Source organism: Curtobacterium sp. BRD11, assembly GCF_031844345.1.
Lineage (GTDB): Bacteria > Actinomycetota > Actinomycetes > Actinomycetales > Microbacteriaceae > Curtobacterium.
The window spans coordinates 1-20,229 of the sequence record NZ_JAUZUZ010000004.1 but is presented as its reverse complement, the minus strand read 5'-3'; the positions used below and the strand labels follow the sequence as shown (position 1 = coordinate 20,229).

Sequence of the window (20,229 nt, the reverse complement as noted above, 5' to 3'; positions counted from 1 at the left end):
TCACCGGACGCTACGCCGCGCGACCGGCAGACGGACGGGAGGCGCGTGGCGGCCCCGCCATGCGCCTCCCGTCCGGCACCGCGCCTCCCGCCGACGCGACGTCAGCAGTCGATGTTGTCCCAGCTGTCGGGACCGGCCGACCCGGCCGCGTACTCGTCGAGCGGCGCCTTCCCGTCGCGCCACGCACGCAGGAACGGCTCGACCACCTTCCACCCCTGCACCGCGCTGTCACCGCGCACCGACAGCGTCGCGTCGCCCTCGAGCACGCCGGCCAGGACCTCGCCGTAGGCGCTGAGCCGACCGGGGTTGAAGTTCACGGACAGCGCCGTGTGGTCGATCGTGTACGGGTCGCCGGGACCGTTGACGTTGAGCTCGAGCTGCATCTCGTCCGGGGCGATCCAGATCCGCAGCTTGTCCGGACGCTCGGCGCCGCTCAGCCCGTTCGGCACGTGCGGCGAGTCCTTGAAGGTGATGACGATCTCGCGACGCTGCTGCTCCAGCGCCTTGCCGGACCGCAGCGTGAAGGGCACGCCGGCCCAGCGCCAGTTCGCGACCTCGAGGGTGAGCTGCGCGAGGGTCTCGGTGCCGAGCGACGGGTCGACGCCGTCCTCGTCGACGTAGGACGGCAGCTCACGGTCGCCGATCGCGCCGGCGGTGTAGCGCGCACGCTTGCCCGCGGCGACGACGTCCTCGCCCCACGGCCGGACGGCGCGGAGGACGAGCTCCTTCTGCGTGCGGAGGTCGTCGGCGTCGATGGATGCAGGCGCCTCCATCGCGACGACGGCCATCACCTGCAGCAGGTGGCTCTGGATCATGTCGACCAGGGCACCGGCCTTGTCGTAGTAGCGCGCGCGGCCCTCCAGCCCGAGGGTCTCGTCGTAGACGATGTCGACGCGGTCGACGTGCGCCGACGACAGCAGCGGCTCGATGATGCGGTTCGCGAAGCGCAGCCCGAGCAGGTTGAGGACCGTGGAGCGGCCGAGGAAGTGGTCGACGCGGTGGATGCGCTCCTCGGGCAGGAACGAGTGCAGCAGGTCGTTGAGGTGCTCGGCGCTCTCGGCGTCGGTGCCGAACGGCTTCTCGAGCGCGAGCCGCGTGCCACCGGGCAGGTCGAGGTCCTTGAGGACGGCGCAGCTCTTCTCGGTCACGGCCGGCGGCAGCGCGAAGTAGATCGCCGGGTCGTGGTGGCACGCGTCGAGCAGGGCCCCCAGGTCGCCGGCGTCGGTGACGTCGGCCTTGCGGTAGGTCGAGGCCTCGATGACCTCGACGAGCCGCCGGCTGAGCTTCTCGCCGCCGTCGTGCGCGCCCTCGTCCTCCTCGTTCTTCGACGCCTGCGCGTTCTCGAAGGACGTGCGCACCTGCGCCTTCCAGTCGTCGTCCGAGATGTCCTCCACGCCGGCCCCCACGAGCTGGACGTCCCAGTCGTCCTTGACCTCGAGGAGGGTGGCGAGACCGGGCAGCAGCAGTCGCTTGGACAGGTCGCCGCTGGCTCCGAGGATGAGCAGGCTGGTCTGGAGGCTCGACATGCCCCCGACCGTACTCACGCGTTCCGGCGCGTGGCCGGGTTGCGTCGGTACGGTGGGGCGAGTCCGGCGCGAGGGAGCACCATGAGCAGTGGGTACGGAGGGCGACGCATCCGCGTCGCCGTGGTCGGCACCGGGATGATCGCGGGGGTGCACGCCCGTGCGGCACGGGCCGCGGGCGCCGAGGTCGTCGGGGTGCTCGGCCGGACGCCGGCCCGGTCGGAGCAGGTCGCCGCACAGCTCGACGTGCCCCGCGGCTACGCCTCGCTCGACGAGGTGATCGCCGACGCCCCCGACGTCGTCCACGTCTGCACGCCGAACGACCAGCACCACCCGCAGTCGCTCGCGGTCGTCCGCGCCGGGATCAACGTCGTGTGCGAGAAGCCGCTCGCGATCAGCGCCGAGCAGGCCGCCGAGCTGGTCGCCGCAGCCGACGAGGCCGGCGTCGTCGCGACCGTGCCGTTCGTCTACCGGTACCACCCGGTCGTCCGGGAGATCCGCGCCCGCATCGCCGCCGGTGAGCTCGGCCGGTTGCTCGCCGTGCACGGCCACTACCTGCAGGACTGGATGCTCGACGAGGACGCCTCGAGCTGGCGGGTGGACGCCGGTGCCGGCGGGGTGTCCCGGGCCTTCGCGGACATCGGCTCGCACTGGTGCGACCTGGTCGAGTTCGTGACCGGCGACCCGTTCGCCGCGGTGAGCGCCGCGACCGACATCGTCTACCCGACCCGTCCGGCTGCCTCCGGCCCGTCGTTCTCCGGCTCGCCGGACCCCGACCCGGTGGCGGACGCCGGGCAGCGGGCCGAGGTCACCACGGAGGACACGGCCGTCGCGACCTTCCGCACCGGCACCGGGCGCATCGGCAACGTCGTCGTCTCGCAGGTCGCGGCCGGGCGGAAGAACCGGCTGTGGTTCGAGGTCGACGGCACCCTCGGGTCGGCGGCCTTCGACCAGGAGCAGCCCGAGGCGGCGTGGTTCGGCAACGAGCGCGGCGCCCAGATCGTGGTGCGCGACCCCTCGCTCGGGTTCCCCGACCAGCGTCGGCTGGCGGTCGTGCCGGCCGGGCACCCGCAGGGGTACCTCGACGCCTTCGCGGCGTTCGTCGCCGACACCTACGCGGCGGTCCGGGCGGAGGGCGACCGTTCGGCGTGGCCCGAGGGGCTCCCCACGTTCGCCGACGGTGCTCGTGCGGCGTCGGTCATCGAGGCCGTCGTCGCCAGCGCGGCCGACGGGACGTGGCGTCCCGTCGCCTGACGTCCTCCGGGCGATCTGAGCGCGTACAGGAACCGCCGAGCACGGTGGGTGCATGAGCACGACCGTGAGCGACTTCGTCATCGACCGCATCAAGGCATGGGGCGTCTCGCGCGTCTTCGGATACCCCGGGGACGGGATCGGTGCGTTCGACGGGGCGCTCGGCAAGGCCGACGGCAGCGAGCGCGAGCTCGAGTACGTCCGCCCGACGCACGAGGAGATCGCCGCGCTGATGGCGACCGCGCACGCCAAGTTCACCGGCGAGGTCGGGGTCTGCGTCGCGACCTCGAGCCCCGGCGCGTTCCACCTGCTCAACGGGCTGTACGACGCGCAGATGGACAACCAGCCGGTCGTCGCGATCGTCGGGCAGCAGGGCCTGGCGTCGATCGGCACGTTCACGCAGCAGGAGTCGAACCTCGAGCGCGTGTTCGCCGACGTCGCCTGCTACGTGGAGACCGTCGCCACGCCGGACGCGGTCGGCGTCGTGGTCGACACGGCGTTCCGCACCGCGATGCTCCGCAAGCAGCCGGCGGTCGTCGTGCTCCCTCACGACGTCCAGGCGATGGCGTACGAGGCCCCGGCCGCCGAGCACTGGGTGTCCCGGTCGAGCGACGTCGCCCCCTCGACCCGGATCGTGCCGCCGCAGGACCAGATCGCGCGCTTCGCCGAGATCCTGAACGCCGGGGAGCGCGTGACGTTCCTCGTCGGAGCCGGCGCCCGTGGTGCCACGGACCTGGTGCTCGAGGCCGCAGAGAAGACCGGCGCCGGCATCATCACCGCGCTGCGCGGCAAGGACGTCGTGCCCTCCGACGTGCCGTACCACACGCAGCAGGTCGGGCTCCTCGGCTCGCGCCCGAGCCTGACCCAGATCAAGGAGTGCGACACGATCGTGCTCCTCGGCTCGAACTACCCCTACGGCGAGTACCTGCCCGCCTCCGGTCAGGCCCGCGGCGTGCAGGTCGACATCAAGCCCGAGCAGATGGGCCTGCGGTACCCGACCGAGCTCAACCTGTGGGGCGACGTCGGTGCGACGCTGCAGGCGGTCATGCCGCTGCTGCGCGACAAGCAGGACACCGCGTGGCAGGACAAGCTCGCCGGCGAGATGCGTGAGTGGGAGGCGGAGATGCACCGCCAGGCCGAGGTCGCGTACGACGACGGCGTCAACCCACGACGCGTCATCCGGGCCGTGAACGAGCGCCTGCCCGAGGGCGTCACGGTCACCTGCGACGCCGGGACCACCGCCGACTGGTACGGCCACCACATCCGGCTGCGCCGCGGCATGCACGGCGACATGTCCGGACGGCTCGCGACGATGCTCGCGGCGATGCCGTACGCCGTCACGGCGAAGTTCGCCTTCCCGGACGCCCCGGCGGTCTGCACCATCGGCGACGGGGCCTTCCAGATGCTCGGCATGAACGAGCTCATCACGGTGAAGAAGTACATGGCCCAGTGGCCGAACCAGCAGCTCGTGATCGTGGTCATGCACAACGACGACCTCGGCCAGGTGTCGTGGGAGATGCGGACCGAGGACGGCAACCCGATGTGGTCCGGGTCGCAGGACGTCGAGTCGATGGACTACGCCGGGTACGCCCGGCTGCTCGGCTTCGAGGGCATCGCGGTGCACGGTGACGACGAGGTCGAGGCAGCCGTGGAGCGGGCGTTCGCCAACCTCGGGGTCACGCTCATCGACGCCTACGTCAGCCGCAACGTGCCGCCGCTGCCGCCGCACATCACCGCCGAGTACGCGGTGAACACCGCGAAGAGCCTGCTCAAGGGCGACCCGGCGGAGATCGGCGTCATCAAGGACTCGGCGAAGGCCATGGCCGCCGAGGCCGTCGAGCGGGTGAAGGGCGCGCTGGGCCGGGACTGACGCCGATCCCGCCGTGGTTGTCCCCCGAACGGGAGGAACGTCCCCCGTGGTGTGAACACCACGTGACGTGTTGCGGCAACCCCTGGCGCGTCGGCTGTGGGAGTTCATAGGTTCTTGCGGTGATGAACGCTCACACTCCCCCGCGTCGCCGGCGCCTGGCCGGGGCCTCCGCCCTGGTCGCCGCCGGCGTCCTCACCGCCCTGACCGTCCCGTCCGCCGCCCTCGCCGCCGAGGGCGACACCACGATCGACCTCTACAACGTCAACGACTTCCACGGCCGCATCGCGCAGTCGATCTCGAAGGACTCCGCCGGTGCTCCGGCACCGCGGGACGGCGACGCCGCCGGTGCCGCGACCCTCGCCGGTGCACTCGAGCAGCTCCGGGGTGCCGATCCCTCGACGTCCGCCTTCGTCAGCTCCGGCGACAACATCGGCGGCTCGACGTTCGAGTCCTTCATCCAGGACGACCAGCCCACCATCGACGTCCTCAACCAGATGGACCTGTCGGTCAGCGCCATCGGCAACCACGAGCTCGACAAGGGCCAGGACGACCTGCGCGACCGCGTGATCGGCGGCCAGGGCGAGGGCGTCCGCGCGGCGCAGTGGGACTACGTCTCCGCGAACATCCTCGACTCGGCCACGGGCGAACCCGCGTTCCAGCCGTACTCGATCCAGGAGATCAGCGGCAAGCGCGTCGGGTTCATCGGTGCGACGGTCGACCTCGTCGGCCAGGGACTCGTCGCTCCGGACGGCATCGCCGGACTGGAGATGGGCGACATCACGACCGAGGTGAACAAGGTCGCGGCGCAGCTCACCGACGGTGACACGGCGAACGACGAGGCCGACGTGCTCGTCCTCCTCGTGCACGACGGCGCCGAGTCCCCCGCCGAGGTCGCGCCCGGCGACGACTCCGACTTCGCGCGCGCGGTCCACGGCGTCACGCCGAAGGTCTCGGCGATCCTGTCCGCCCACACGCACCAGACGTACGCCTACTCGGTCGTCCCGACCGGCGGTACCGTCGCCCGCCCCGTGATCCAGACCGGCTCGTACGGCTTCAACCTCGGTCACGTCGAGCTCACGGTCGCCGCGGACGGCACGGTGACCGCGGCGACGCCCGAGAACCTGCGCCTGGTCGACGGCACGTACACGCCCGACCCCGCCGTGCAGACCACGGTCGACGCCGCCGTGCAGGAAGCCGACCGCCTCGGCGCCGTCGAGCTGGGCACGGTGGACCGCGACCTGCAGCGCGCCGTGCAGTCGAACGGGTCGGAGAACCGCGGCGGCGAGTCCACCCTCGGCAACTTCGTCGCCGAGGTGCAGCGTGACCAGACGCAGCGCCAGGGCTCGCAGATCGCCTTCATGAACCCGGGCGGTCTCCGCGCGGACATCGCCTCCGGCGCGGTGACGTACAAGGAAGCGGCGGTCGTCCAGCCCTTCGCGAACACGCTCGTCGTGCTCGACCTGACCGGCGACCAGATCCGGCGGGCGCTCGAGCAGCAGTGGCAGCCGTCGACCGCGAGCCGCCCCTTCCTCAAGCTCGGCGTCTCCGAGGGCTTCAGCTACACCTACGACCCGCTGGCCACGGCCGGCGAGCGCATCACGGGCATGACCCTCGACGGTGACCCGATCGCGTCTGACCGCACCTACAAGGTCACGGTGAACTCGTTCCTCGCGACCGGCGGAGACAACTTCGCCGCCTTCAAGGACGCCGCCGCGAAGCAGGACAGCGGCACGGTCGACCTCGAGGCGCAGGTCCGGTACTTCCGAGCACACCCGACCGTCGCGGTCCAGGAGGACCAGCGGGCCGTCGGCGTCCGGGTCTCCGAGGCACCTGCCGGCGGCTTCGGCCCCGGCGACGACGTCCGCATCGACCTGTCGTCCCTGACCTTCAGCAACGCGGCCGACCAGGGCGGCACCGTCTCGGTCAGCGCCGGTGGTCAGGAGCTCGCGTCCGCCGAGGTCGACACGACGGTCGTCGACACCACCGACGAGCAGGGTCGCGCGACCCTCGCGTTCACCGTGCCGGGCACGCCTGCCGCGGACACGGAGCCGACGGCCGTTCCGACCGCTGCTGCCCGCGCCGCCGCCCCGACCGCGACGACCGACCAGCCGCTCGTCCTCACCCTGCCGAACGGGCAGACCGTGACCCTCGCCGTGACGGTCCCGGTCGAGACGGCCGTCGAGCCGGAGCCGGGCACCGGCGAGCCGACCGACCCGGGTACCCCCGGTCCCGGCCTGCCGGGCAGCGGCGACACCGACGGCGACGGCAGCGCGGGCGGTGCCGACGGCGCGGGCACCGGTGTCGTGGACGCCGACCGACCGGACGCCGCTCGCGGCGACCTGGCGTTCACCGGCGCCGACCTGGTGTTCCCGGGCATCGCTGCCGGCGTCCTGCTGCTCGCCGGCGCCGTGGCGCTGGTGCTCGCACGCCGGAAGCGCGCCGTCGAGGACGGGCCGGTCCTGACGGACTGACACCGCGCCTCCCGGCCGACGACGCGACGGGCCGTCCCACCTGGTGGGGCGGCCCGTTCCGCTGTCCGATCCCAGAACGGGACTGCTCAGGGGCAGTCCCGCGAGGTACGCTCCCCCTGTCGCATCGCGATGCGTCGCGCCGGGTCGTCCCCCCAGGGGGCGGGCGGTGGTTCCGTCCGCCGGACTCCGCGGCGCGGGTGCTCTCCGTCTCCAGGGAAACGACGGAGGGCACCCACCTCGACTCCCGCCGGGGTCAGTGGAAGAGCTGCTCCCCGATGTACGAGCCCTTCCCGGGTGCCGGCGGCACGGCGAACACCCCGGACCCGATGTGCGACACGTACTCGTTCAGGCGGTCGGACGCACCGAGCTTCCGCTGCAGCCGCGTGACGTGCTCCGGGTCGTTCACGTACGCCGCGAAGAGCAGGCCGGCGTCGAGCTGCCCGTACTGGTTCAGCCCGTCCGTGTAGTTGTACCCGCGGCGCAGGATCTTCACGCCGCCGTTGTTCTCGTGCGCCGCGAGGGCGACGTGGGAGCGCGGGTCGATCGCGGTCCCGCCGTCCGCGTCGGTGCCGTGCGGCGCCCGGGCGTGGAAGTCCGGCGTCGTGTGCTCCGACCCGCCGGAGAGCGGCGCGCCCTCGACCTTCGTCCGGCCGAACACCCGCTGCTGGTCGGAGACGACGTCGGCGTCCCAGGTCTCCAGGTTCATGCGGATCTTCCGCACCACCTGGTACGTGCCACCGGCCATCCAGTCGGCTCCGCGGTCGAGCCACACGAACCGGTCGTACTCGTCGTCCGTCGTGACGTTCCGCGTCCCGTCCTTGAACCCCATCAGGTTGCGCGGCGTCGACTGCGTCGGACCGGCCGAGGCGCGGCCGAACCCGATCACGGTCCACCGCACGGTCGCGGTGCCGCGGGCCATCCGGGCCAGGTCGCGGACCGCGTGGTACGCCACCTGCGGGTCGTCGGCGCACGCCTGCAGCGACAGGTCGCCGCCGGTCAGCTGCGCGTCCAGGTCGTCGCTCGGCAGCGGCGGGATCGCGGCCAGGTGCGCCGGACGCTTCGCGGCGAGGCCGAAGCGCTCGTCGAAGACGCCGGGCCCGAGCCCGACGGTGACGGTCAGCGACGCCGGGCCGAGGTCGAGCGCCTCGCCCGTGTCCGCTCCCACACCGTCGCCGTGGACGGGTTCGACGCTGCCGATCGTCCGGCCGGCCTGCAGCTGCGCGATCGCGGCCGACCAGCGGGCGAGCAGGACCTGGAGCTCGGTCGCGGTGGACGCCGTCAGGTCGAACACCATGAAGACGCAGTGCCGCTGCGGCGTCGTGCGGATCCCGCCCTGCGGCTGCCGGGCGGCGGTCGCGTAGAACGGGACCGACTGCGACAGGTCGACGGACTCGTCGCCGTTCGCGGCCGCGGTGAACGGGTCGACGCCGGTGGCGGCGGCCGACCCGGCGACACCCGCGACGGCGCCCACGCCCGCACCGGCGGCCGCGAGCCCGGCACCGATCAGCCCGCGGCGGGAGAAGCGGGAGTCGTTCACGCCGTCGCGACCTTCTCGGCCAGGCGCGAGAGCGGGTCCTGCAGCGCCTGGACCTGCTGCGAGATGCGGTTGGCGTCCTTCGCCTTCGCGGCGGCGTCCCACGTGGCGAAGCCGCCGAGGGAGTCCGCGTCGCGGAAGCCGTCCATCAGCGTGTTCGTCGTGTCGAACTGCGTGGCGATCTGCTTCGTCAGCGCCGGGTCGACCTTCGTCAGGCCGGGCTTGAGGTAGGCGAAGGCCTGCCGGGCACCCTCGACGTTCGCGGCGAGGTCGACGAGGTCGATGTGGCTGTACGCCTCCTCCTCGCCCGTGATCTTGTTCGACTGGACCTCCTCGAGCAGCCCGGCAGCACCGTTCGCCAGGTCCTCGGGCTTGTACTCGATCGACGGCACGCGCTTCGCGAGGAGCTCGACGTCGGCGGTCAGTGCGGCCGCGGTCTCCTTCGTCGACGCGGTGATCGCGCCGGCCTGGAACAGGTCCTTCTCGACGGCGTGGAAGCCGCTCCAGCCGACGGCGTCGTCGAGGTTCGACGCGCGCATGTCGATCAGGTAGTCGAGGTTGCCGGCGTTGTCGGTGGCCGAGAAGCCCTTCTTGACGAAGCCGTCGACGTCGCTCTCGACGTGCTCGTAGAACGGACGGGCCGCCGCGTAGTCGCGCTTCGCCGCGTCGAGGTCGCCGGCGTCCACGTCGTGCTGCAGCTGCTGCACGGCCGCCACCATGTCGGTGACCTGGCCGTCGACGTAGGTCGCGTAGCCCTTCGCGCCGTCGGCGAGCAGGGTGGCCGCGCTGCTGTTCGCGGTCGACGCGGCCTTGCCGGTGACGGTGAGGTCGGTGAGCTCGTGCTCGGCACCCGGGCAGTAGACCTGGTACTCCCCACCGCTCAGCGTGGCGGTGAAGCGGACGGCGTCGAGCCCCGGGGCGAGGTTCTCCTTCTCGCCGAGGATGCGCTGGTCCTGCAGGAGCTCCACCTCGGTGATGGCGGTGGACGACTCGTTGTGCACCGTGAACGTGACGGGGCCCGCGGGGACCTTCGTGGTCGACACGGCGCAGGCGTCGGAGCCGTCGTTCGTCAGGGTGATGGTGACGCGGGAGAGCTTCCCGGTGCTGCTCGAGGTGTCGTCGGCGGGCGACCCCGTCGAGCAGCCGGTCAGGGCGAGGGCGGTGACGGTGCCGAGGGCACCGAGGACGATCAGGGGGCGGGCGGCCAGGGGGTGGGCGGCGCGGGGGCGGGCGGTCCTACCGAACGGCATGGTCGAGGCTCCTTGCAGGGACGTCGGCGGGCGGTCCGCGCGACGGGTCGGTTCCGGGGGTGGTGGTCGGTGGGGCGACGGTGCGGCGACGGTCGCGGAGGGCGAGCAACGCCTGTGCGGCGGCGGCGACGGCGAGCGCGATCGGCAGCCAGGTGCTCCAGAGCCGCAGCTCGGCAGCGCGGGTGTGCGCCGCGGCCAGGTCCGCGGCCGCGCGGTCGACGCGGTCGGTCGGCACCGCCCACACCGTGCGTTCCAGCGTGGTGGTCCGGGCGGCCGGGAGGCCCCCACCGCGCAGCGTGAGCACGTCGCGTTCCGAGCGGGTCGCGTCCAGGACACCCCCACCGACGGTGGTCAGGGTGACGGTCTCGCGGACGGACCAGCGGGCCGTGAACGGCCCGGGGTCCGTGCTCGGCGAGATGCCGACGGGGACCCGGCCGAAGAGTCCGACGAGGTCGTCGAGCGTCAGCGAGGTGGGGCGCTCGGCGGCCGGGACGTCCTCGGTGACCTGCCAGCGGTCGGCGGCGAAGCCGGAGCGGGTCACGCGGCGGTGGGCCGACGCGGGGAGGGTGCGTCGTGCCTCCCGGCCGGTGCCGGAGACGCGCAGGACTGCTGCCGGACCGTCGACGTCCGCCGTGACGGACCGTGCGTCACCGGTGAGCGCGGTCGTACGCGGGAGGTCGACGTCCGTGCTCGGGACGACCAGGGCGAGGACGACGGCCGTGGCCGCGAGCCCGGCGGCGACCGCCGCGCGGACCACCGGGACGCGGGCCGGCGACGGACGCCAGCGGCGCGGCCAGACCGCGACGGCGAGGACGGGCACGACGTAGAGGAACCAACCGAGCACCTCGATCACGCGCGGATCGGCGGGGATCCCGAGGACGCCGGTGACGAGGGCGCCGCGGAGCGACCCGTTGGGGGCGAGCCACCCGAGGTCGACCGTGCGCTGCTGGCCGATGACGAGCCACCCGGCCTCGTGCGCGTGCCGCAGTGCGGTGAGCACGAGGCCGCCGGCGACGAAGACGAGGAAGACGCCGGTACCGGTGAAGAACCGGCCGAGGTCGAGGCGGACCCCGCCGGTGTAGATGCCGTACCCGACCGCCACCGCGACCGCGATGCCGATCACGGCACCGACGGCTGCCGTGCCGGTGTCCGACGACGCCTGGAAGGTCGCGAGGAGGAAGACCGAGGTCTCGAACCCCTCCTTGAGGACCGCGAGGAACGCCATGCCCGCCAGCGCCCAGGCGGTCCCCCGTCCGAGCGCCGCCGACGCACTGGCCTGCAGGTCCCGCGACAGCGTGCGCGCGTGCGTGCGCATCCAGACGATCATCCCGGTGACGAAGACCACGGCGACGGCTCCGATGACCGTCTCCATGCCCTCCTGCTGGGCCTGGGGCAGTGCCTGCTCGACGAGCTGCAGGCCGAAGCCGACGGCGATGCTCAGCGCGACGGCGAGCCCGACGCCGGCCCACATCGGGGCGAGGGGCGCGCGGTTGCGACGGAGGAACGCGGCGATGATGCCGACGATGAGCGTCGCTTCGAGGCCTTCGCGGAGGCCGATGACGAGGGTGGCGATCATGGCGAAGGTGAGGCTAACCTAACCAGCGCTCGACCCGCCACTCCGGCGACGTGGGGTTTGATTGTTCTCATGAACGTGCTGACCCCGGAGGCCCTGGCGTCGGTCACCAACGTGCTCGACCTCGCCGGCGTGTTCGCCTCGGCACTGCTGGGCGGCTCGCTCGCACGCACGATGGACTTCGACCTGTTCGGCTTCCTCGTCGTCGGCTTCGTCTCCGGCCTCGGCGGCGGCATGCTCCGCGACACCCTGCTGCAGAACGGGCCGCCCGTCGCGCTCGTCGACCCGCTCTACCTGCCCGTGGCGATCGCCGGCGCACTGGTCGCGTTCTTCGTGTCGTTCTCGGAGCTCACCTGGGACCGACTGTTCACCGTGCTGGACGCCGCCGTCATCGGCTTCTGGTCCGTGGTCGGGGTCCAGCGGACCTTCGACGCCGGTCTCGGCTGGCCCGCCGCGATCATCATGGGCACCATCACCGCGGTCGGCGGCGGGGCGATGCGCGACCTGCTGCTCCGTCGCGTGCCCGCGGTGTTCGGCGGGAACGCGCTCTACGCCACCGTGGCCGTCGCCGCGTCCGCGGTGATGGTGGTCGCCTCGTACCTCGGATCGCCGTCGATCGGCATCATCGCCGCGATCGTGCTGTCGCTCGGGCTCCGGTACGGGGCCGTCAAGCGCGGCTGGGGGCTGCCGAACGGTCGCGAGTGGCAGCCGAAGTCGACGCTCGGCGCACTGCTGCAGCGCGGGCGACGGCTGCGCCCCGACGCGATCCGGCTGCTCCGTCGACCCGGACGCCGCACCGGCGACGGGGCCGTCCGCAGCGACCGGGACACGTCCGACGGCGTCTGACGAGCCGCGGTCGGCACCCCGTCAGCGCCCCGTCAGTGCCCCGGCCGGTGCCTCGGTCAGCGCCTCGGTCAGCGCCTCGGCCCGGGCTCCGGTCGGTGCCCGGGCACGCCGGTGGCGCACCGTCCGGACGACGCACGACCCCGTCGCTGCAGCGGCCTGCCGCGGTACGATCGCTCCCGCCGGGTACCGACCCGGTGACCACCGTCCTCGACGCACCGACACGACCCGAACGTGGCGGTCCACCGAGCGACGGGGCCGGGGGCTTCGCTGGTGCCGCGCGTGATCACGACGCGCGGCGCGGCAGGTCTCCGAGGGTCGCACCGGACCGGGTGCGGCACGGCCCGTGCGCCACCGACGCGCGGGGATCGACAGGACGGCGCACCACCGTCCACGACGACGATCACGGACCAGGACCCATGCGCGACGACGCTTCCTCCCCCAACCCCCGGACACCCCGCGCCGAGGTGCGCGAACGACTCCTCGTCGCCGGAGCCGACGTCTTCGCCGAGTCCGGCGTGCACGGCGCCCGGCTCGACGACGTGGCCGCTCGCGCCGGATTCAGCAAGGGCGCCGTCTACTCGAACTTCACGTCGAAGCAGGACCTCGTCGCCCAGGTCATGCAGCGCTCGACGAACCGGATCCTCGCCGCGCTCCAGGAGGTCGTCCACGAGGACGTCGCCGCCGCGAGCATCGCCGAGGTCGTCCGGGCGGCGTTCGGGCGGTACGACCAGGGTCGGCAGTTCGCCCTCGTCTCGGAGCTCCGGGGGTACGCACTCCGCGACCCGGAGTTCATGCCCGAGTTCGTCCGGCAGCGGCGCGAGCTGCAGGACGGCGTGCTCGACCTGGTCCGGTCGTGGTTCGGGGCGCACCCCGAGGTCGAGCCGGGCATGCCGCTCGAGGACTTCGCCACGCTGCTGATCGGCGCGAACACCGGGATCGTGTTCGACGGGCCGGCCCTGCCCGGGGTGAACCCCGGCGACGTCATCGCGAGCCTGGTCGACGCGGTCGTGCGCCCGCGGCGCTGACGCGGCCGCGGCCGCGGCGCCGCCGCCTGCGCGCCGGCGCGGCAGGGCGCATGCGCCCGGCGCGGCGGGGCGCGAGCAGCCGTCCGCACAACCGGAAGCACGTCGCGCCACGCGATTCCGCGGCGCGACGTGCTCGCCGTTGTGCGCGAGCACGCCACACCACGCCCGGCCCGGCGCGGCCGCACCAGGCCCGGGCCGGCACGGCCGGCACGACCGGCCCAGCCGCCGCGGTCGTGCGCCCGCGGCGCTGACTCGACCGCGGCGGCCGCGGCCGAGTCCCGCCGCGGCCGTCCGCACAACCGGAAGCACGTCGCGCCACGCGATTCCGCGGTGCGACGTGCTCCCCGTTGTGCGCGAGCACGCCGCACGCCGCACCACGCCCGGGCCCGGCCGGCACGGCCGGCCCAGCCGGCCCGGCACGGCCGCACCAGGCCCGGGCCGGCACGGCCGGCGCCGGCAGCGCGCCGCGCCGCGCGGCGGCTAGGCCGTGCGCCGGCGCTGCCGGCCCTCGTGGGACCACGCGGACGAGGGCAGCAGGCTCGGCGGGAACAGCCGCGCCCGGACCACGCGCGCCCGCGGGACGGACGCGTCGAGGGCGACACGAGCCTCCAGGACGGCCCGCCGGAGTGCTGACGTGTCCACGCCCGCCGCACCGTCCGCGGCGAAGCGCTCCAGGTCGACCGCATCGACGATGCTCGTCAGGTGCGGGAGCACGCTCGCGGGGACGGTCCCGACGAGCCGACCGCGCACCGCGCGCGCCGTCCGCGCTGCTGCGGCGGCGTCACCCGGCGGCGCGAGCCCCGGTGCGTACCCGTGGTCGGCGACGTCGTCGAGCACCTCGCGCCAGGCCTGCAGTGCGGGCGAGCGTCCCGCCTGCACCGCGGCGAGCCGTCGGCGCCGACGCACCACACGGACGACCCCGGGTGCGACGAGCACCGCCAGCAGGAGCAGCAGCCCGACCACCAGGCCGGCGGCACCGGGTGGGGTGCCTCCGCCCGTCGTGGCCGCCGTGCCCGCTCCGGTCGAGGCGGAGGGTGTCGGGGTGGGCGAGGCCTCGGCGGGAGCGGTCTCCCCCGGGGCCGGCAGCGGCGTCTCCGACGGGGCCGGAGCCGGCGTCGCCGACGTCTCGGTCCCCGCCTGGGCTGCGGCGTCGGAGCTCGGGGTCGGCTCGAACGACACCCAACCGGCACCACGGATGTACAGCTCGGGCCAGGAGTGCAGCTGTCGGTTCGAGACGGTGTACTCGCCGTCCTCCGTCTGGTCGCTGCTCGCCCGGTACCCGACCGCGATGCGCGACGGGATCCCGAGCGTCCGCGCCATCACGGCCATCGACGATGCGAAGTGCACGCAGTACCCCTGGCGCACGCGCAGGAACGTGTCGATCACGTCCATGCTGTCGCCGTCGTAGCCCTGCTCGACGGGGGCCGTCTCGGAGTAGGTGAAGAGGTCGCTGCGGAACCACTGCTCCAGGGCACGCGCCCGGGCGTAGTCGTTCGGCAGCCCGCCGGCCACCCGCTGGGCCGCCGCCCGGATGTCACGTGGCAGGTCCTCGGGCAGTGCCAGGTCGGTGCGGAGCTGCGTCTCGCTCGGCGCCGTGAACCCGCGGCCGTCGGTGCGCCCGAGGATCCCGCTCGCGGCGATCGCGTCGAGGTACTCCCCCGACCAGGTCGAGGCGCCGAAGACCTGGTAGGTCGAACCGCGCTGGGTCACGGGACCGGTCGACCGGACCGTGCTCGAGTCCCCCATCCAGCGCCACTGCGACAGGTCCAGGTTCGTCGACTGCGACTCGAGCGACACGGCGCCGCCGGGCACGGGCAGGTAGTTGCTCGACAGCCCGGTGATCCGCACGGTCAGGTCGCCGCGGCTCGCCAGACGGGGGTTGATCCCGACCGCCCACTGCTGCTGGTCCGCGGTCTCCGCAGTGCTGGCGTCGGTCACGGTGGGCACCCAGTCGCCGGTGCCGAACTCGTCGAGGTCGGCGAGCTTGAGGTACTCCGGCTGCCCGTCGGCGGTGCGGTAGCGGAACACCTCGAGCTCGTTCGGCTGGCGGAGGTCGCGGCCGAGCTCGAGCAGCGTGCCGGGACGACCGGGCTGGATCGGGGCCTGCAGCGCGCCCGTCACGCCGGATAGCCAGCTGGCGTTGATCGGGACGAGCACCGGGAGCCCCACGGCGACGACGAGCCCGATCGCGCCCACGACGGCGGCCGGGAACGCCCGTTGCACCGGTCGGACGGACAGCCAGAGGAGCCCGAGGAACGCCGCCCCCACCAGGACGACGAGCACCGGCGAGGCGGGCTCGCCCGTGACGACGCCGGGGACGATGAGCACGACCAGCGCGGGCACGGCCGCGAGCGCGACGGTCGGCGCGATCGCGGCGAGGAACAGGGTCACCCCGGCGACCCAGGCGATCGCGACGGTGACGATCAAGCGGATCGCGTCGCTCTGCGGCAGCGGCGCGGGGTTGAGCCGGATCGCGGCGAGCGCCTCGCCGAGGGCTCCCTCGCGGTCGAGCCAGCCGAGGGGGTGGACGTCGTTGACGACCGCGGCGACGCACGACCCGACCACCAGCGTGGCGACGAGGGCGATGAAGCGCACGCCCGGAGCGCGACGGCGGACGGCGAGGACGACGGCGACGAGCACCGCCGTGAAGACGACGCCGGACAGCCACCAGGCGGTGCCCTGCACGAGCGGACGCATCGCGAGCGCCGCGATGAGGACCGGCAGCGGTGCCAGGGCGACGACCCACGGTCCCGGGGCGTCGTCGCGTTCGGCCGGACGCTCGGGGCGGCCGCTGCGCGTGGGCGTCCTGACGCGGTCGGCCGTCGAGGTCCCGCTCACCGGGTGCTCCCGTGCGCCTGCGCGCCCGCGACGGGCACGACCAGGGTCCGCCAACCGGCACGGTCGAGGATGCCGCGCACCACGGGGTCGGGCGGGACGATGGTCGCGAGGATGCCGCGACTGGAGCCGCTCGTCGCGGCAACGAGTTCGGCGGCCTGCTCGGCGGTGCACCGGCCGGTGACGACGGCGGTCATGCCGTGGACGTCGCGACCGTGCACGTCGGACAGGACCTCGGTGACCGGGCGGGCGTCCGAACGGACCCGGACGTCGGCGAGTCCGACGAGCAGGTCCGTCAGGCTGCCGACGTCGCCGGTGTGCCGTCCCGCGCCCGGGCCGTCGTCGCTCACGAGCACCACGCGCGACGTCCGCGCGCTGAGGGCACGGGCGACGCTCGCGGCGACGACGACGGCGTGCTCGAACGCGGCGTCGCCACCGAGGTCGCTCAGTTCCGCGAGGTCGTCGCGGCCGAGCGCCTGGTAGGACTCTCGGCGGAGGTCGATGGCGATGACGGCCTCCGGCGGCTGCGCCTGCGTGGTCTGGCGGACGTGGAGTTCGCCGCGTCGGGCGCTCTGTGCCCAGTGCACGCGGCGGATCGGGTCGCCCTGCCGGTACGGCCGGAGCTCGCTGTCGTCGGCGGAACCGCCCTGACCCACACGGCCCTCGTCCGCCGAGACGGCACCCGCGAGCGCTCCGGTGTCGATGGCACCGAGGGTGGTGGATGCGGGGACGATCACGACCTCCTCGGCGGGGACGACCGGCCGGTCGATGCGCAGCAGGCCGAAGGGGTCCTCGACGCGGATGGTCACGGGGCCGACCAGCGTGCGGCCCCGGTGCATCGCGAGGGCCTCGACGTCGAGCACCGCCGGGGGCTCGTTCGGGCCGACCAGGGCGTAGGTCTGCGCGTCGGACACGCTCGCGAGGGCGTCCTCGAGCTGCTCCCGCACCAGCAGGGTCGTCCGCGGCCCGATCGGCAGCGACGTCCCCCGCAGGGTGATCCGCTCGCGGTGGACCTCACCGACCTGCACGACCGAGCGGGCGGTCGACCGGGTCGCACGCAGCGGCGCCGCGACGACGAGTGCCATGACGATCCCGAGCACGAGCAGCACGAGCAGCAGGAGCCCGGCGGAGACGGCGATGCTCGTCGTGGCGACGAGACCACCGCCGACGAGGGCGATCCCCGACCCGAGCACCGTCCACCCCCTGGCCGTCGGCCGCGGGAACGGGGTCCGGCGGAGCATGGCCGCGCCGCGTCGCCCGGTGCGGAGCACCCACGACCGCACCGCGCCCGCGCGCAGCGCGGACGTCGAGGGCCCGCTGCCGTCGGGCATCAGGAGCGGACGGCGGCCGAGGCGAACGGCACGGCGGTGTCGGACACGATCCGGACGACCACGTCGCGCGCGGTGTCCTCGGCGGCCCCGCCGAGCCCGCGGGCGACCGGGACGAGACGGTGGGACAGGATCACCGGTGCGAGGTGGGCGACGTCGTCGGGGGTGACGAACGGGCGACCGAGCAGCGCGGCGTGGGCACGAGCGGCCTGCGCCAGGTGCAGGGTGGCGCGAGGGCTCGCGCCCAGCACGAGGTCCGGGTGCGTGCGGGTGGCACGGACGATCGCGACGATGTAGGCCTCGACGTCGTGGGCAAGGTGCACCCCGCGCACGGCGTGCACGATCGCCCGCAGCGTCTGCACGTCGACGATCGGTCGGAGCGCGGACAGCGGGTCGCGGGTCCCGCGCGCCGCGAGCATCTGGCGCTCGGCGTCCGCGCTGGGGTACCCCATCGCGATGCGGGCCATGAACCGGTCGCGCTGGGCCTCGGGCAGCGGGTACGTGCCCTCCATGTCGATCGGGTTCTGGGTCGCGACGATCATGAACGGCGACTCCAGCGGCCGGGTCACGCCGTCGACGGTCACCTGCGCCTCGGCCATCGCCTCGAGCAGGGCCGACTGGGTCTTCGGGCTCGTGCGGTTGATCTCGTCACCGATGACGACGTTCGCGAACACCGGACCCGGCGAGAACCGGAACGTGCCCGACGACTGGTCGTAGATGTTCACACCGGTGACGTCGGACGGCAGCATGTCCGAGGTGAACTGGATGCGGTTCACCGTCCCGCCGACCGAGGCACCGAGCGCCTTCGCGAGCACGGTCTTGCCGACGCCGGGGACGTCCTCGACGAGCAGGTGCCCCTCGGCGAGCATCACGGTGAAGGCCGTGCGGATGGCGTCGACCTTGCCGTCCACCACGGTGGAGACGGCTGCGACGACGTCGTCGCCCACCGCTCGCACGTGCTCGATCGGGAAGGCTTGGTCGGTCTGGTCCGGCACGCAGGCCTCCTCGTCTCGGGACAGGTGTCGTGCATGCTACAACGGCGCGGTGACAGGCACCGGAGGATGCGTCACCGATCATCCGGAAGGCACACACGGGCCGTGCCCCGCGACGGACGGGAGGCGCGGTGCGGGGCCGCCACGCGCCTCCCGTCCGCCTCCTGGTCACGGTCCGGTCGGTGCGGGCGTCAGCGCGGCAGGGCCTCGGTCGTCAGCGACCAGAGCGCGACGCCGTGCAGCCCGAGTCGCTGCGCCAGCGCGACACGTGCCCGGTAGGAGCGGGCGTCCGACCAGTGCAGCTCGTGTCCGTCGCGGAGGGTCGCCGACCACTCCCCCGTGCGGTCCGACCAGCGTGCGGCACCGCCGGCCAGCGCACGGGCCCGCGCCGGCGACACCTGCCCGGCGTCCGGTCCACCCCAGCGGTACCCGTACCCGGCGACGCCGAGGTCGGTGCGGTCGGCCGGCAGTCCCTCGTGCTCGGCCACCTCGACGACGCGCTGCGCCCACGGCAGGGCACCGATCGTGCCCGGTCCGCTCCACGGGCCGTGCTGGTCGTAGGTCATCAGCACGAAGCGGTCGACGTGCTCCGCCAGACGACGGAGGTCGTACCCGGTGTCCCGGAAGCCCGCGGCCGAGGTGGACGCCATCACGGCCATCGACACCGGGGCGTCGGCACCGAGCTCGTCGTGCACCGCGTCCTCGAGCGCGGCTGCGAAGGCGACGAGACCCGCGCGGTCGCGGTCGCGCAGTGATTCGAGGTCGATCTGCACGCCCGTGCAGTGGTGGTCGTGCGCCAGGGCCGCCAGGTCCCGAGCCACCTGTGCGCGGGCGACCGGGTCGGCCAGCAGCGCCGAGGCGGTCTCCGGCGAGAAGTCACCGAGCGTCTCGGAGTAGTTGCTGACGAGGAGCTCCGGTCGCGCGCCCTGGCGGGCCGCGGCGAGGGCCAGACGGTCGACGCCGTCGGGCAACGGCGCGAGGCCCGTGCCGTCCGCGGAGAGCGTGACACCGTCGATGCCGATCGTGTCCGCCCGCTCGGTGGCGGCTCGTACCCGGGCGACCGCCGTCGGGGCTCCCGGCTCGACGTACGCCTCGACGGCGACGCCGCGGGCAGCGGACGCGTCGGCGCAGCCGGCGACCGTGGTGACGATCACGACGAGCGCGACGGCGAGGGCGGATGAGCGGAGCACGGGGCAACGGTAGTGGGCGGGGCCAGGGCACCCGTGACGGGCCGGCCCGTGCCTCCCGACCGTCGAGCACGGCCGCACCGTCGTGTTCCCGCGCGCACCCTGCCGGAACGACGAAACCCCCGCCGGTGGCGGGGGTTTCGTCGACTGCGGGTAGTTGATGACTCCGCGGAAATCCCTGTTCAGAGTGACTCATCGGCATCATGAAGAGGAGCTGTTGGCACAGTGCATGGGCGCACTTTGGCACAGTTCTCAGGGCGTGCCCGCCGAGAGCGGAGTGATCGCAGCGCCGCCAGCGCCACGTTGATGTGCCCACTCGCGCGAGCTTGATACCGGGGGTGAGGCGACACGCCGGCGCGTCGATCGATCTCGGGGAAGGGCCATTCGACGATGAGAGTGCCTGCAAGGGACAGCAGCGAGGAGGGGACGTAGTCCATCGTCTTGCTGCAGAGCTTTTGTGGTCAGCGCGAGCGCGTGAATGTGTGAGTTAGATCGGAGCTTGAGTCAGATCTACAGCCAGGACCACGCACTCAACCGTCGAGCT

Annotated in this window: 13 protein-coding genes; 5 read left to right on the top strand and 8 right to left on the bottom strand. The window is 73.5% G+C overall.

The genetic code is table 11. The features are described 5' to 3' along the window. Positions 1-101 precede the first annotated feature (101 nt). Positions 102-1,526, bottom strand: a complete 1,425-nt coding sequence (locus tag Q9R28_RS10135) for a glucose-6-phosphate dehydrogenase (protein ID WP_311206010.1) — start codon at positions 1,524-1,526, stop codon at positions 102-104. An 81-nt stretch (positions 1,527-1,607) separates the two neighbouring features. Here Q9R28_RS10135 and Q9R28_RS10130 point away from each other — a divergent pair, with 81 nt between their 5' ends. From Q9R28_RS10130 to Q9R28_RS10120, 3 genes are all read left to right on the top strand, one after another. Continuing rightward, the gene (locus Q9R28_RS10130) at positions 1,608-2,777 is read left to right on the top strand and encodes a Gfo/Idh/MocA family protein (protein WP_066655782.1); all 1,170 of its coding nucleotides are present in this window, start codon (positions 1,608-1,610) and stop codon (positions 2,775-2,777) included. A 52-nt stretch (positions 2,778-2,829) separates the two neighbouring features. Further along, positions 2,830-4,644, top strand: a complete 1,815-nt coding sequence (locus tag Q9R28_RS10125; RefSeq protein WP_311206009.1) for a thiamine pyrophosphate-requiring protein — start codon at positions 2,830-2,832, stop codon at positions 4,642-4,644. Positions 4,645-4,766: 122 nt separating this feature from the next. Further along, positions 4,767-7,115: a bifunctional UDP-sugar hydrolase/5'-nucleotidase gene (locus tag Q9R28_RS10120; protein WP_311206008.1), complete on the top strand. Its 2,349-nt coding sequence runs from the start codon at positions 4,767-4,769 to the stop codon at positions 7,113-7,115. Between the two features lie 253 nt (positions 7,116-7,368). Here the strand turns inward: Q9R28_RS10120 and Q9R28_RS10115 are convergent, their stop codons facing one another. From Q9R28_RS10115 to efeU, 3 genes are read right to left on the bottom strand one after another with little or no spacing between them, the layout of a single operon-like run. After that, on the bottom strand, positions 7,369-8,652 hold the full coding sequence (locus Q9R28_RS10115; protein WP_311206007.1) for a Dyp-type peroxidase: 1,284 nt from the start codon (positions 8,650-8,652) through the stop codon (positions 7,369-7,371). After that, positions 8,649-9,899 carry an iron uptake system protein EfeO gene (efeO, locus tag Q9R28_RS10110; protein ID WP_311206006.1) on the bottom strand — a complete coding sequence of 417 codons (1,251 nt, stop codon included), beginning with the start codon at positions 9,897-9,899 and terminating at the stop codon, positions 8,649-8,651. Before efeO ends, Q9R28_RS10115 begins: the two co-directional genes overlap by 4 nt. Next, entirely contained in the window at positions 9,886-11,475 is a 1,590-nt protein-coding gene (gene efeU, locus Q9R28_RS10105; protein WP_311206005.1) for an iron uptake transporter permease EfeU, read from the bottom strand. The genes efeO and efeU overlap by 14 nt, the downstream gene beginning before the upstream one ends. 69 nt (positions 11,476-11,544) lie before the next feature. Here efeU and Q9R28_RS10100 point away from each other — a divergent pair, with 69 nt between their 5' ends. Both Q9R28_RS10100 and Q9R28_RS10095 read left to right on the top strand, forming a co-directional pair. Next, the gene (locus Q9R28_RS10100; RefSeq protein WP_311206004.1) at positions 11,545-12,318 is read left to right on the top strand and encodes a trimeric intracellular cation channel family protein; all 774 of its coding nucleotides are present in this window, start codon (positions 11,545-11,547) and stop codon (positions 12,316-12,318) included. A 416-nt stretch (positions 12,319-12,734) separates the two neighbouring features. Continuing rightward, positions 12,735-13,343, top strand: coding sequence for a TetR/AcrR family transcriptional regulator (locus Q9R28_RS10095; RefSeq protein WP_209685623.1), 609 nt, complete (start codon positions 12,735-12,737; stop codon positions 13,341-13,343). Positions 13,344-13,823: 480 nt separating this feature from the next. On the opposite strand, the gene Q9R28_RS10090 is transcribed toward Q9R28_RS10095, so the two are convergent. From Q9R28_RS10090 to Q9R28_RS10075, 4 genes are all read right to left on the bottom strand, one after another. Then, entirely contained in the window at positions 13,824-16,181 is a 2,358-nt protein-coding gene (locus Q9R28_RS10090; protein WP_311206003.1) for a transglutaminaseTgpA domain-containing protein, read from the bottom strand. Further along, a complete protein-coding gene (locus Q9R28_RS10085) occupies positions 16,178-17,509 on the bottom strand; it encodes a DUF58 domain-containing protein (RefSeq protein WP_066655815.1) in 1,332 nt (443 codons plus the stop codon). The genes Q9R28_RS10090 and Q9R28_RS10085 overlap by 4 nt, the downstream gene beginning before the upstream one ends. Beyond that, a complete protein-coding gene (locus tag Q9R28_RS10080) occupies positions 17,509-18,501 on the bottom strand; it encodes a MoxR family ATPase (protein ID WP_235426362.1) in 993 nt (330 codons plus the stop codon). The genes Q9R28_RS10085 and Q9R28_RS10080 overlap by 1 nt, the downstream gene beginning before the upstream one ends. Before the next feature lie 188 nt (positions 18,502-18,689). After that, positions 18,690-19,688: a glycosyl hydrolase family 18 protein gene (locus tag Q9R28_RS10075; protein ID WP_066655816.1), complete on the bottom strand. Its 999-nt coding sequence runs from the start codon at positions 19,686-19,688 to the stop codon at positions 18,690-18,692. Positions 19,689-20,229: the final 541 nt, after the last annotated feature.